Source organism: Pseudoalteromonas sp. SR43-2 (assembly GCF_014163885.1).
GTDB lineage: Bacteria > Pseudomonadota > Gammaproteobacteria > Enterobacterales > Alteromonadaceae > Pseudoalteromonas > Pseudoalteromonas distincta.
In genome coordinates, this window is record NZ_JACJED010000015.1 from 55,003 (window position 1) to 68,924 (window position 13,922).

12 protein-coding genes are annotated in these 13,922 nt (G+C 38.5%); all 12 read left to right on the forward strand.

Annotated elements, in window-relative coordinates; translation table 11 throughout:
* Complete coding sequence (locus H5120_RS13325; RefSeq protein WP_182674940.1) at positions 1 to 1,029, forward strand: hypothetical protein; 1,029 nt, start codon at positions 1 to 3, stop codon at positions 1,027 to 1,029.
* Positions 1,026 to 1,877, forward strand: coding sequence for a hypothetical protein (locus H5120_RS13330; RefSeq protein WP_182674943.1), 852 nt, complete (start codon positions 1,026 to 1,028; stop codon positions 1,875 to 1,877). The genes H5120_RS13325 and H5120_RS13330 overlap by 4 nt, the downstream gene beginning before the upstream one ends.
* Positions 1,877 to 6,451 (forward strand): RHS repeat-associated core domain-containing protein, encoded by a 4,575-nt coding sequence (locus H5120_RS13335; RefSeq protein WP_259397838.1) that lies wholly within the window; start codon positions 1,877 to 1,879, stop codon positions 6,449 to 6,451. The genes H5120_RS13330 and H5120_RS13335 overlap by 1 nt, the downstream gene beginning before the upstream one ends.
* Positions 6,444 to 6,908 carry a hypothetical protein gene (locus H5120_RS13340; protein WP_182674946.1) on the forward strand — a complete coding sequence of 155 codons (465 nt, stop codon included), beginning with the start codon at positions 6,444 to 6,446 and terminating at the stop codon, positions 6,906 to 6,908. The genes H5120_RS13335 and H5120_RS13340 overlap by 8 nt, the downstream gene beginning before the upstream one ends.
* A 760-nt stretch (positions 6,909 to 7,668) precedes the next feature.
* Positions 7,669 to 8,163, forward strand: a complete 495-nt coding sequence (locus tag H5120_RS13345) for a DUF6795 domain-containing protein (RefSeq protein WP_182674949.1) — start codon at positions 7,669 to 7,671, stop codon at positions 8,161 to 8,163.
* A 12-nt stretch (positions 8,164 to 8,175) separates the two neighbouring features.
* Entirely contained in the window at positions 8,176 to 9,345 is a 1,170-nt protein-coding gene (locus tag H5120_RS13350) for an alpha/beta fold hydrolase (RefSeq protein WP_076924325.1), read from the forward strand.
* A 117-nt stretch (positions 9,346 to 9,462) separates the two neighbouring features.
* Entirely contained in the window at positions 9,463 to 10,227 is a 765-nt protein-coding gene (locus tag H5120_RS13355) for a ChaN family lipoprotein (RefSeq protein WP_182674952.1), read from the forward strand.
* A gap of 2 nt (positions 10,228 to 10,229) precedes the next feature.
* Complete coding sequence (locus H5120_RS13360; RefSeq protein WP_182674954.1) at positions 10,230 to 10,808, forward strand: hypothetical protein; 579 nt, start codon at positions 10,230 to 10,232, stop codon at positions 10,806 to 10,808.
* Positions 10,809 to 10,912: 104 nt separating this feature from the next.
* Complete coding sequence (locus tag H5120_RS13365) at positions 10,913 to 11,179, forward strand: hypothetical protein (protein ID WP_055020043.1); 267 nt, start codon at positions 10,913 to 10,915, stop codon at positions 11,177 to 11,179.
* A 90-nt stretch (positions 11,180 to 11,269) separates the two neighbouring features.
* Positions 11,270 to 12,049, forward strand: a complete 780-nt coding sequence (locus H5120_RS13370; protein ID WP_182674957.1) for a hypothetical protein — start codon at positions 11,270 to 11,272, stop codon at positions 12,047 to 12,049.
* A 237-nt stretch (positions 12,050 to 12,286) separates the two neighbouring features.
* Positions 12,287 to 12,718, forward strand: coding sequence for a DUF4198 domain-containing protein (locus tag H5120_RS13375; protein ID WP_253188801.1), 432 nt, complete (start codon positions 12,287 to 12,289; stop codon positions 12,716 to 12,718).
* Positions 12,719 to 12,741: 23 nt separating this feature from the next.
* Entirely contained in the window at positions 12,742 to 13,908 is a 1,167-nt protein-coding gene (locus H5120_RS13380; protein ID WP_076924320.1) for a lipase family protein, read from the forward strand.
* Positions 13,909 to 13,922 lie beyond the last annotated feature (14 nt).

Consider the following 13,922-nt stretch of genomic DNA (forward strand, 5'->3'; position numbering starts at 1 on the left):
TTGCTATCTACATACCTAAGTAATCATAAAGCGCAACTGCTAGCAATTAGTGAAGCACAATATTGCCCTTTTACATGCGTAGGTTTTATTAAAACGCTTAAAACAAAGCTATTAGAAGCATGTTGGTTAACGGCTAAGAAAAATAACGTCCCACAAAAATTTAGCCAGCCAGATTTAGTGCAATTAATCACTTTTTTACAAAGTGACCCCAATATTGATTCCACTGCACAAGCATGCGTTGAGGTAATGGCTAATTTGCCTCAAAACATTAACTTAGCGTTTATTAACGCTTTAATGAACGAGCCTACCTTACATAGCCTAACTAAATTAATTATTTATAAAGTTCTATTACAACAACATAGCTTGAATTTAATCGCTTATATTGACTTAAAAACTTTGTGCTTTGCATTAACCACTGACAAAGAGTCACTTGAGCATTTACAGCCAGCGTTGGAGCAAAATTTATTAATAAGTAGCCAAGCCAAAAATACCGATGTAATAAATACGTTTAAACACATATGCAATGCCGGGCTTATTAATTCTCCGTTAATGTCGCTTTTTTTATTATCACTCAGTTGGGAACAGGTGAATGTAGTTGGCAACCATGCAAGCAACACTTTAACGGTTGACCAAACCATGCAGGTATTACTGCAAAGTAGCTTTGCAAAATTAATTCCATTAGCTAATACTTTTTTAAATAAAGTTGAAGAACCACATACCATTATTGCTTTAATAAGGCGCTTGCTTGGCGATAAGCTTGATTTATTAGTGAGCTTTGAAACACAACTGCAAGCATGGCAAGGTGATGAGCTATCGTGTAGTGAATTTAAGCGTCAGTTACACACTAACTGGCCAAAGTTTGAGGGCGAGCTTTCATCTTCGCGCTTAATAGCTGGTAAAGCGCTAAATACTAAGTTAAATGCTATAGAAATGTCTGCTATGGATAGTTATAGCCAAGCTGTATTTAACTTATATAACTACTACCAACACGCTACTGCTAAAAAGTTAGCTGCGGAGGCCGTGCTGTGAGTGCTTTTAATATTAATATGGAGTGTTTTTTAGCGCCATTTTCACAAGACATAGATGAGCTTTTATACGGCGAAGAGTCAGCATCAAATGAGTTTAAAGAATGGCAATCGTGGAATGCATGCATTTACGATTGCATATTAAAAGCAAAAGAATTATTTGCAAAAGTTGAAGACCTACAAGCGCCTTTAGTTTGGTTGCTTCCTGCGCTTGAATACCAAGGCGAGCTTAAGCACCTTTTGGCAAATAGTTTAAAACAGTTATTTCCACAGCATGTAAGTCATATTTTGTTTTATGGTGCTACAGGCGCTAATGCAATGATCGAACTTGTGCAAAAAAATCAGTGGAAAAAGGTTAACGTACTTGCAGTAGACGCTACACACAAAGCAAATATAAACGGTGAATATACTTATCAAGGTGTTGGTGGAGCACTTGCAACTGTTACAGCGGTTAAAACTGGTTGGATGCAACAAAGCCACGAACTGGCTCCATCTGTAGATTTTATAAAGCATAACCAATTAAGTGGGATTTTTTCTAACATTGCGCTTAATAGTAAAAAACAAATAGATTTTATATGTGCGCCAGGTAATGGCGTAAACCACGAAAGCGATGTGTGGTTAACAAATTTACAATTGCTCAGTAATTTAATTAGTGAGCATACACATTATGAATTACCTAATTACAAATTAGGTAAAATTGGTGCGCTTGAAGGACTCGTCAATTTATATCAATTGACCTCAAGCCCGGCTATTGTAAATCACTTTAAACACGCGTTAGTGATTTCTCAAGAACAATCAAAATACCAGGCCGCAGCATCATACTTATGGATAAGTGAGGAAGTACACAACTAATGCAAAGTAATACAGTTGTTTTACAAGGAACAAGTTACCCCATTTGCCTCGTTGCTGGTAAAGGCCAAACGCCTTCTGGCTATGCACCTGCAGTAGCAAACACGGCACAAAGTGCTAAACAGCAAATAGCTGAAATTGGTGGTGCGCTAACTGGCGATGCTGCCAAACGCCTCGACGTAATTAACTTATTAAATAGCGCAGGCGTTAGCTGCCCACGCAGCGCCTCTGCCCGCGAAACCGCAAGTGCACTTACCCAAGCTTTAATAGCTGGCGCTGTAACGTGTTATCACCAAAAAGCAAAGTCATCTATTCAAGTTAGTGATAACACCAATAGTGGAGCAGCTGGCAAAAAGTCGAGCAAAAAATCAAGCTCAACAGCATCAGGGAAAAGCGCATCGCAAGCACCCGCTAAAAACACTGGCGGTGCAAGTAATAACACCGCAAGCGAAGAGCCCATTACAAATCAAGAGTGCCGTTCAGATCCGGTATCAATGCTTTCGGGCGAAGAAATTCTCCCGCTCATCGACTTTACCCTAGCAGGGAGTCGGCAATTAGTGTGGCGACGTTTGTATCGCTCATCTCATGCTGATGTGTGTACAACAATGGGTAATGGTTGGCGCCATGACTTTATGGCAAGCCTTACAGAGCATTATTTGCCGCCGCCAAAAGTGGGTCCTAAACAAAAAGGCACTTACTGGTTAGAGTACCAAGACGAGCACGGCGCTAAACATAAATTTGAAAAGGTAAAACCTGGCCAATCAAGCTATCAGTTAAGTAGTAACTTAGCGCTACATTACCAAACAAATGGTAAGCAAGTACTTGTAACGCCAGATGACCAACACCTTACCTTTAAACCAGGCGAAAGCGCGTGGTTGCTTGAAAAAATAATTAACGAAAAAGGCCAAAGCATCGCGTTTTATTACGATGCAAAAGAGCGCCTACACCGTATAGAAGTCAACAAAGTACGTGGCTGTATTATTAGCTACAACGCGCAAGGTTTATTAAGCAAAATAGCAGCGTACCACACTGACAAAAATAACAAACAGCAATTACTTTCGCCATTGCTTGCAAGCTACGAGTACGATGAAAACAAAAATCTTGTTGAGTCTACTAATCAGCAAAACGAAACTGAACGTTACGCCTACAACGCCGCTAATTTATTAACAAAGCGTACCCGAGCCAGTGGCTTTAGCCATCATTTTGAGTGGGATAGCTACTCACCCAGTGCTAAATGTATAAAACAATGGGGCGATAACAACACCTATACCTACCAGTTTGAATATAACTTAGAGGCTGGAGAGACAACCTGTATAGACTCACGCGGTCATAAAGAGCACTTTGTACATAACGCGCAAGGTAAATTGGTAAAACATACCGACCCTAACGGCAATGTTTGGCAATATACATACAATGCGCAAGGGCAAAAGCTCAGTGAAATAAAGCCCGATAGCAGCACAACGCGCTATAGCTACACACCTTTCGGCCAATTAGAAACAATAACGCAGCCAGATGGTAACCAAACCCATTTTGCATACAACCAACTTGGACAACGTGTATTAACTACCCTACCTGATGGCCAAACCATTACGCGTAAATACAGTGTGGCTGGCTTATTACAAAGCGAAACCTTTGGCGATGGCCGTACCACGTTATACAGCTACGATAAGCTCGGCCAGTTAACTCAGCATATAAATAAAAACGGCCAAATCACCAAGTTTATTTGGAACGAGCAGGGCGAGCTATTAGCAAAGCATTATAACGATGAATTAATACGTTACAGTTACGACAGCCTAGGCCGCGTAAATGCCACACTTAATAACGCAGGCTTACTCACTCAATATAAATACAATGAGCACGGCCAGCTTACACAAACAATTGCCTTTGATGAAAACGAGCCTGAAAATAAGCAGCATCAATACTTTAGTTACGACGAAGCAGGGCGATTAATTCGCTCGCAAAACAGCAAAGGCGATACCACAGAGCAACACTTTGAAGGGCTAAGCCAGCCGCATTGTGTTATTCAGCCCGATGGTAGCGCACTGCATTTAACCTACGACAAAGAGCGAAATTTAACGGCCATAGAGCGAAGCGACGGCCACGTATACCGCATAAGTTACGACGCGAACGAAAACCCAACGCAAGTAACTGGGTTTGATGGCACGCTACAGCAGTATAAATATGATGCCTGTAACCGCTTAGCCTCTGTAACGCAAAGCAACAAACGCCACGTAAAAATAGAGCGCAACAGCTTAGGCCGTGTAACTGCGCAGCATGCAAGCCTTGCAAGCGACTCACAAATCATTAATAACGCCAATTACTACAGCTATAACCTGCAAGGTAAAATTACTCGTGCGCATAACGCGCAATCAACACTTAAACAAACGTTTGATAAAGGCGGCAGGCTACTGTGCGCTGAGCAAGTGAATAACCAGCAACAAGCGCATACTTTAAAATACAGTTACGACGAATACGGCAGACGGCAATCACTTACTCTGCCAGATTCAACCACGCTTAAATATAGCTACAATAAATTTGGTCAGCTAAGTGCTATTCACTTACAGCAAGCCAATAGCAATGCTGTTGAACTTGCAGCGCTTAGCTACGACAGCCAAGGCAATATTCAAACTCAACAATTTGGTAATGATGTAACCCTTACCCAACAATTTGATGTATTTAACCGCTTAACACAGCAGCAGTTAACTCATCCTGCGCAAGCACTATTTGATACCTGTACGTACAATTACGACAGCGTAAACCAGTTGATTGCGCGTAAAGAGGAAGGCGTTAGTAGTCATAACATTAATTTTGAATACAACAGCCTTGGCCAGTTAATTCAGCAAAATCTAGCCAGTGGTGAGAACACAAAAGCTACCCAATACCAGTGGGATAGCTTTGGTAACCCAGTTAGCCAGTCAACGGTTAAAAATGACGAATTAGCTGAGCAGCAAACGACGCAGCCAAGTTATGATAGCGATGCTAGTGACGCCATCAATAAGGTTGCAAGCAACCAGTCAGAAAGCAAAATTAATGTAAGTCATAGTGAATATAATGATTTAAGTGCAGCAACCGCAGCCAGTGACCTAAGCAAAGACGATGGGGTTATTCAAGGCACTACAGACGCTGACCGTTTAACCCATTTCGGCGACAGCGACTTTCATTATGATGAGTTTGGTAACCAAATACGCGAAACCGGCAAAGGCATAAAAACCCGCCGCGAATACAATGCATTTAATCAATTAAGTTGCTTTAACAACAACGGCACGCTCACCCAATACGACTACGACCCATTAGGTCGTCGTATCGCTAAGCATACCGAGCACGGTAAAATTGACTACATTTGGGATAACGACCAGTTAATCGGCGAATGCCAACACGGTGAATATACCTGGTACATTAACCTGCCGAATCAATTTCACCCAGTTGCGCTGATTAAACAAGGCGAGGTGTACTACTACCATCTAGACCAACTTAACACCCCACGCTTTGTAACCAATAACAAAGCAGAAGTCGTATGGGAAAACCAAGCCGATGTGTATGGTTATGAAGAGCCAGAAGCCGAGCCTGGCACTAATAAAGAAAACACCTTCACCCAGCCAATACGTTTTCAAGGTCAATATTTAGATGAAGAGAGTGGCCTGCATTATAACCGTTATCGCTACTACAGCCCCAAACAGCAGCGCTTTATAAACCAAGATCCGATAGGATTAGTGGGTGGGATAAATCACTATCAATATGCGCCGAATCCTGTTAACTGGGTTGATCCGTTTGGGTTGATGTGTGAAGAGGGTGAGAGGAGCTTAAAAGAGGCGTTAGATACAAGAGTAGCTTCTGGGTGCATAAGTCCAAAACTATCTGAAAAATTATTTAAAGCAGCTCAAGATGGGCAATTAACGCCTAAGGAAATTAAGGATAATCTGAATTCAATACCACAAGAGGAAGGTTTAAAACCAGTAAGTATTTTTCCGATAGAGTGGGCTGTTGAAGGCGTTGCTGATGTTTTCGATGCTGTACTTACTATGGTTGATGAAGGTGTAACTGCCGCCGGTGCTGCAACATTAGCGGTAGCAGCTATTCCAGGTAAGTTTGCAGATGAAGCAATTGAACCAATTGTTAAAAAGCTTGGTAGCGGAACTGGAGCTTTAAAAGTTGGTGAAGCAACCACATACAGTAATCATAATAAGAGAGCAAAAGTAGGCGACGATCTTGAAGGTAATCATATTCCTGCTATTAAGCAGATTATAAAAGCTGAAGAGATAAAAAGGGAAAGAAAGCTAACGAAAGCTGAAAAATCTGAACTAAAGAGGTTAACTGGTGTTTTAGTGGAGCCTAAAGAAGTTCACGCTGCAGGAGCAACATTTAGAGGGAAAAATACAAAAGTAAGGATTAGTGAAGATGCCTCTGATTTAGAAAAAGCGGCTTTTCGAGATACTGAAACAACAAAGGGTGAACTGCTCAAGCGAGGTTTTAGTGAAAATGAGATTAATAATGAAATAACTAAACTGCATAACTATAATAAGTCTATAAATGTTTATGATAAAAAAGAACCTATTAAATTGAGTACCGATAATGATTGATTTTAATGTGATTAGTGAGATTGTAGAATCGACTTTAAAGAGTGGTATCGAAGAGCTATGCCATTCTATTTTTAAGGAAAAGCCGGAGTTTCATCACGATGATGATTTGGATGAGACTTATCTAATTATGAAGGATAGCGGAGTTTCGATCTTATATAATGAAGATGGAATTTTTGAATGTTTATTTTTTCATTTTGAAGGTGACTCAGATACTAAGGCGTGTCAATTAGAAGTTGTTTACCTTAATCAATTCTCTAGTCCATACAAAGTGAAAGAAACACTATTAGAGGCAAATTTTAATTATATTAAAGAAATAATGATGTCTTCTGGTAAATATTTAAAAGTTAAAAGTGCTCTGGTTTTTGAAAAAAATAAGACTTACTTCAATGCTGAGTTTAATGAAGAGAATGGACTTTCTTTATTAAGTGTTATGAGTGAAAAAAGTTTTCCTGGTTGATTTTTGATTCAAAAAGATATCCTAGATAACAAAGACACCTATCTTAATTTTGAAGCAAGTACTACGTCTTATCAGTGTGAAAAACAAGCAGGATATCATATCGCATTAGAAAAAAGCGCCAAGTTAGTAAGAGTGATAGAAACTATTACCACTGTATTTCGCGTTGTGTTCGGCGTGCTTTTTTGTGTGGTGAGGACCTTTAATAGGTCAATCTTACGAGCATCGTAGAGGGTGGGTTGAAGACAAGCTGCTTGAATTAGCTAAGGTATTTTGTATTGGCTTAGTGCTTATGCCGTAGTTAGTAATTACACTCACTTAGTACTGTGTAAATGGATAAAAAGCTAATAGGTTAAATGACAAAGCTACAATTATCAGATGAGATAAGCTGTTTAAAGGCACTGCACTTACGCAAAAGGTCATCCAAGGTGAAAAGCTAAGTAAAGTTGAATCTATTTTTTAATCGAACGGTCAAACAATATCAAGAGCGTTTAGCTGGTTTATGCGCTTGTAAAATGAAGACATTGCCACAGAGCAAATAAGAAGATAACTGTAAAGGTCGCTTTTGGTAGGGCCGATTAAAGTCTCAGGAACTATTGGATGAAGCTGTACTAGCTGCGTGTATATACTTGAATCCCAATCAGGACAGATTAACATGATATGGCTAATGAGGTAACGGTTGAAAGTGATTCACTTCCACGTTCTTAATTAATGGTACTTATTTTAAATAATTAGAAATATAGGTAAGGAGGCCCAAACCACTATGTTTGGTTTAATAAAAAAATATGACGTACATATGTGCTCTGAAGTTAAAGGGATTATTACTTTAAACGGCAACCCTGTTGAAGGTGTTTTAATTAATCGCAGCCTCAAATTTGCACATAAAATTGAAAAAGAAGATCAGGTTATTACAGCTTCCGATGGCACGTTTTATATGCCCGAAGTTGTAGTTGAGTCAAAAATACCCGGTGATATGTTTTCCCATGAAGTTACTTATCAACTTATTACTGCAATTCATGGCGGTGAAGAATATGAGCTTTGGAGCTCAAAGCTCAATGGCATAAAAGAGCGAAGTGAATATAAATACAAGTTAAGTAGCTTAAATGCTGACTTAGAATCTACAGAAGTAAACTTTACTTTTCCTAATTATGATAATCCAAATTTGGAATTTGATGCTTCTAGTATATGTAGATGGGAACATGATTTTGAAATATATGAGATAGAAGATAGCGAAGATTATTTTAAAGATTTTAGATAAAAGGGAATTTATATGAATATTTTATCACCTAGTGTTGCATCACAATTAGCTGAATTTGCATACGATAGTATTGGCGTTGTGTCTGATCGCTCCTCAAATATAGAGCCAGGTAGAGTCATAAGTAAACATTTTGTTTTTGATGCAAAAAAGTCTGCTTTTACTGGTGTATCAGGTACTGTAGCTGAGCATGTTTTAAATCATTCAACAGGTTTTGGCTTTTTTGGTATTGGCTCAAAAGAAGGGGATCACAAAGGGGAAGTTGTTCTTACTTTTCGTGGAACTGCTGGTATTGCTGATACCCTAACAGATCTGCACTGTGGTTTAACTGTTGGGCCAAATTATAAAGCTGTTCATGCGGGATTTAATCGAACTTTTGAGTCTATTAAACCACAATTAGCAGCAATATTGACTAAGGTTGGCGGTCGACCAGTTCACTGCGTTGGTCATAGTCTTGGTGGTGCGTTAGCTACTTTGGCTGCGTGCTGGATAAAAGCAAGATTTAAAGTGCCCGTTAAGTTATATACTTTTGGATCTCCTAGAGTAGGCCATGGGCCTTTTGCGATGCAAAGTGAGACGAGTTTAGATGGAATTTATAGGGCTGTTCATCGCAGCGATCCTGTACCTATGGTACCTGTTTGGCCGTTTGTACATGGAGGGAGCGAATATAGGCTAAGTACGTGTGTTTCACTAACGGGTGCGGCTCATAAAATGGCAGGCGATTCACCTGGATATATTAATACTGCTTCTCGTTACCCTGATTATAAGAGTATGCAAAAGGGGTCTTTATCTAATCTAACCATGACACGCCTAAAATATAGTAATAGCCATCATGCATCATTTAATGCTCATTGGGCAGAGAAGATAACTAGTGCCTTACTAACACTACTAAGAGAAAGTGGTAAAATAACAAGCATTCTAGCACAAGGTGTAGTCGCAGGTACGTTAACTATCTATGATGCATTAGCTCGCAGCCTGGTTGAAATATCCAAAATGTCCGCAAAGTACGCTGATGATTGCCAAGGTTTACTAGGACACATATTAAACTTTGTCGGTAAGCCTGGAGTGATAGCTGCTGACTTTACATACGCTCAAGCGAAAAAAATATTATATTGGATGCTAGAAAAACTAAGTAGAGTCGTAATTGCTGCGGTTAAGGTTTCACCACATTTGGGTATTGGTTAGTAATTAAATTAAGGCTCAGGTAACTACTGAGCCATTTTTATAAAGCGGGCCACAATTAGTAAATGTAAAATATCTAGTTTAAAAGCCCTTCGAAGTTATTAAACATAAGGAAATACAGTGAATAAAATAAACACGGATGTAAATTATAAAACAATGGCCGGTAATGCGCGCTTAGTGATGCTTGGTGAATCAAGCCATAACCCAGCTATCTATAAATTTGAGGCTATCAAAGCGCTTCGTCAACTGAAAGCTTCAGGGTTTACTCACTTTGCAATCGAAATGCTACCAAGATCTATGCAGGAAAAAATAGTTTTTTATCAACGCACTGGTAAAGGTTTTAATGTTATTCAGCAATATTTTAATAATAATTGGGGTCGGGGATATGGTGTAGCAAATAGTTATGGTGAACTAGTTAAAGCGGCCAGAGAGTTGGGATTAAAAATTATTGCTTTGGATTTAACTTTAGATGAAATGGATTTGATTGATGCTTCATGTAGTTACGATAATTCAGCAGCAGAAAATTGTTTTAATAGCCACACAATAAGAAATATGGTTTGGACACAAAATATTAGTAATATTTTAAATACGTCTAAGCAGAATAAAATTATTGCTTTTATGCATAGGTGGCATGCTGTGAGATCTACTAATTATCAAGAAGGTCTCGACACACTGATAAAAGCGCAGGGTATTTTAAAAATTAAATTTATCGACTTTATTGGTGGGTCAGCTTGCTACTCACAAATTGATTGTAAGGGTTACTCTGATGAAAAAGAAGCGCTTAAGCAAAAGTACTTTTATCGAGAGGGATTCCCGTTTAAATCTGCAGTAACAACTTATCAGGTTCACTTACCCGAAAATTCAGCTCATATGAAAGGGCTATAATAGTGAAAAAAATGGCTACTCTTCTTTTTACTACCGTAATATGTTTTGGCGCAATGGCAGGAACTCTTTTTCCTAACCTTGATATTAATGATCCTAACTTATCCCAAGATAAAGTCATGCGCCAATGTCAAAAAAGCTTAATGCATGCGCCTCAAGAACTTGATGCTTGGTGTGAAAAAGCTTATAAAATGGGAAATTGGCAAGCTCTTGAATTGGTAGGCCTTCATACAGGTGATGGAAGCCGCTATATTGCTGAAGCAAAAAAGCATGCCGAAGAAGGCGACCCTGACGGTATTTTAGCTTTAGCGTATGTATATAGTACTGGACGTTTTGTTACTAAAGACTTAGCACAGTCTATAAATCTTTATAATCGTTACCTCACTGAAAATAGCAATAAAGTTAAAGAAAAAATGAGAGTGCAAAGGACTCATAAAGATCTTTATTTAATTTACACTGAGCTAGGCAACTTAGAAAAGGCTGCTGAACATAAACGCTTTTTAGATGAAAGTAATTATGAAAAAATCAGAATAGAAATGTTTGAAAAGCAACTTAAGGATTCGGGTATTTCTTTAGATAATTAAGTAATGAGTATTTACTTAAATGATTTATAATTGGTACAAACATTAAAGTTATTGCACTTTTAAAGGAGCTACAAACGCCTAAGCTAAGGCGCTATAGAAATGATATGGAACAACAAAACCAACAAACATTAACTAACCTTGTTTACGATATATACGAGAACCCAACTTTAATAGAAGAGTATCAAATGTTTATAAAACCTTTGTTGAGCGATTTAGTTGCCACTGCGCCAGCTGGGTTTGAGGGTATGGCGACGATGATTAATACCCATATTTCTAATGGGTTTAAATTCAAAAATCCTAAAATACAAAAATTTGAACTTGAATCAGGGCTTTTAAAACTTAAAACGTATTTTCAAAAAATAAACCTATAACACCTACCTCTTTTTATTATTGAGCACCCACATTTTTAATTTTAATGCAGCACTAGTGCTGCATTAATTTTTTCTCATCAAGGATGATCTATGAGCCTTATCACCACGAGTATTCTAATGCTGTTTTTACAGCCTTTATTTGTATATTTAGCTCTTTTTAAAGAGTCAGATCGGAGTACTCCAAGCCGTTCATTAGATAACGAAGATGCTATGTATCTATTTATAGCGCCTGGTTTAGCCGTATTTTATTCTGATGAGTTTTGGCAGGCGGTACTTTATTTAGGAAGTGTATGCCTATTAGGTTTAATGCTTGCCATTATTGTAAAAAGCAAAGCTAAAAAGCGATTAACAAGGGATGACGCTATCGGGTTTACTATTGCCAGTTTTTTATTTTTTGGGATTATAAAATTAATTATTGGTGGGTTAGGATATTTTTTTAGCGAAAATGCCGTGAATGCTTCAGCGCCTGTCATAGGCCAGCAAACTTATTCATCAACTACAGGTGAGCTTTTAAACTGGGGGTATTTATATTATCAGTTTTGGCCAACGCTATACTTTTTACTCTTTATGTTAGCCACATTAGTTATAAAAATAATAGAGAGCCGGTTTAATAAACATTCATTTTCAGGCTCGCTCTTAATATTGGGCGCAGTTTTGGCAGGTGTATCACCGTTATTTGGGCATGCTTTTATTTTAGGCGTTATCGCAAACTTTTTTATATTTTTTGTTGTGTGCACGGCATGTATAGAAATTGATAAAAGGAGCGATCCTTCAGCTGGTGCTATTAGTTTTATATATGGTTTTTTGCTTGTGGGCGGTATCGCGTTTAGTAGTTTTGGTAAATTAATATATACGCTATTTTATAATTAAATTAGGATTGTTTTTTGATTAAAAAACATGCAGTATAATTGTACCTAATTAGTATGTTCCCCTACTTTTTTTTATATAAATATGGTCGATGTAATTAATTGGCCATAAACATTAAGTAGCTTATAGCTAGGTCTTGGGAGAGTGTTTGCTTTGTTTTTATCGCGTTTAAAAATTTTTGTGTTGGTAATAGTCTCTATTGCCGTTGTTTTTTTTACTACATCACAGGCTTGTGCGGATATGTTTGGCTTTTTTAATAAACAAGAATTTTATTTATCGGCTCCAGTAAAGGGGCAGTTATTAGATAATGGGCAGCCAGTTGCAAACACTAAAGTAATGCGCTCACTCACCTATGGCGATGAATACGTTGACGAAACCACAACAGACGAACACGGTTATTTTACTTTTACAGAAAAAACAATAAAGACAGGTAAGCCCTCTAATATGTTTGATAACGACTCGTTGGTTCAGCATATTTATTTAGAAAACGGCACGCCAGAAGGAATTGTTTTATGGTACACGCTTGTTTCAATTCATGAAAAAAGTGACACACTTAAAGAGCTTCTTGCACACTTGAAGTGCGATATTTCTAAAGAGCCGCAAACATACGATATTCCAATTAAAGAAGATACCAGCCACGCTTTTGCGATTTACACATCATGTAAACTTTAACTATTAATTTAAAGGGAACTTATATGAATACTTTGACGCCAACCCAAGCGGTACAGTTAGCTAACCTTGCTTATAAAGCAAAAAGCATTAAAACCACTAACTTACTTCATCGTTCACTTCATGCATCTTTGCGCGACAATTTTAACTTTTCAGTTAACCCTGGCGCAGTACAAGGGGTAACAGGCGGTTTTTTCTCCCACTTGTTTAACTTAAGTACGGGTTTTGCTTTAGTAGGGCATGGGCTTGGCGATTATCAGGGTGATTCAGTCATAACAATTCGTGGAACTAATTCGCTAAGAGATGGCTTAACTGATGGCCATTTTGGTTTAAGTGGAGGCTCAAACGGTAGTATGGTGCATGCTGGGTTTAATAAGACCTTTTACAGTATGAAGCCCGCGTTACAGGAGTTTGTTGAAGCTAATATTAAAGATAAAGTAACCGATTGTATTCATTTAGTTGGCCACAGCTTAGGTGGTGCATTAGCGACGCTTTCTGCCGATTGGATTAGAGCTGAATATTCAATACCTGTAAAGCTATATACGTTTGGCTCACCGCGCGTTGGGCTTGAAAACTTCTCTCGGGCTGCGACATCAAGAATTGATAAAATTTATCGCTGTACTCATGGTGCAGACCCAGTTGCTAAGGTACCTTTGTGGCCGTTCTCGCATGCACCTTATAGCGGTCAAGAAATACGCTTAGATAATGGGCAAGGTTTAAAAGGTGCTGCCCATACTCTCAATGGTACGCCTGGCTATATAAACACAGCCAATAGTAATAATTGGAACAACTTAACCATTCAAGCTAATCATTTTTTGAGTACCCCTGTACGTTTGAAGTTTGAAGATAGAAATCAAGCCTCTTTTACTTCCCACTGGGCTGATAAACTAGGGGCTGCGTTAGTCACACTTTTAAAAGATGCGGGCTATTACAGTGCAGTTGCTGCCCAAGCTGCTATTGGTACTGGGCTCACTTTTTACGATATGTTGGCGCGTACTTTAGATAAAATAGCTAAAGCGTCAGCCTCGTTTGCAACACAAACCTTAGGTTTACTAGGGCATATGTTAGTGTTTGCAGGTAAAGTAATTAGTAAAGCGGTGGAGCTTACATATAGCTTTATAAAATCGGTATTCGATTCAACCCTAGGTGCTTTATACCGAGCGGCGAGAGAGGGGCTAAGCGGCTTAGATTAATTCTAATCTAGCCC

Coding starts and splice junctions, on each gene's coding strand:
- H5120_RS13365 (WP_055020043.1), top strand. CDS start 10,913: ATGGAACAACAAAACCAACAAACATTAACTAACCTTGTTTACGATATA.
- H5120_RS13345 (WP_182674949.1), top strand. CDS start 7,669: ATGTTTGGTTTAATAAAAAAATATGACGTACATATGTGCTCTGAAGTT.
- H5120_RS13340 (WP_182674946.1), top strand. CDS start 6,444: ATGATTGATTTTAATGTGATTAGTGAGATTGTAGAATCGACTTTAAAG.
- H5120_RS13375 (WP_253188801.1), top strand. CDS start 12,287: ATGTTTGGCTTTTTTAATAAACAAGAATTTTATTTATCGGCTCCAGTA.
- H5120_RS13350 (WP_076924325.1), top strand. CDS start 8,176: ATGAATATTTTATCACCTAGTGTTGCATCACAATTAGCTGAATTTGCA.
- H5120_RS13335 (WP_259397838.1), top strand. CDS start 1,877: ATGCAAAGTAATACAGTTGTTTTACAAGGAACAAGTTACCCCATTTGC.
- H5120_RS13370 (WP_182674957.1), top strand. CDS start 11,270: ATGAGCCTTATCACCACGAGTATTCTAATGCTGTTTTTACAGCCTTTA.
- H5120_RS13380 (WP_076924320.1), top strand. CDS start 12,742: ATGAATACTTTGACGCCAACCCAAGCGGTACAGTTAGCTAACCTTGCT.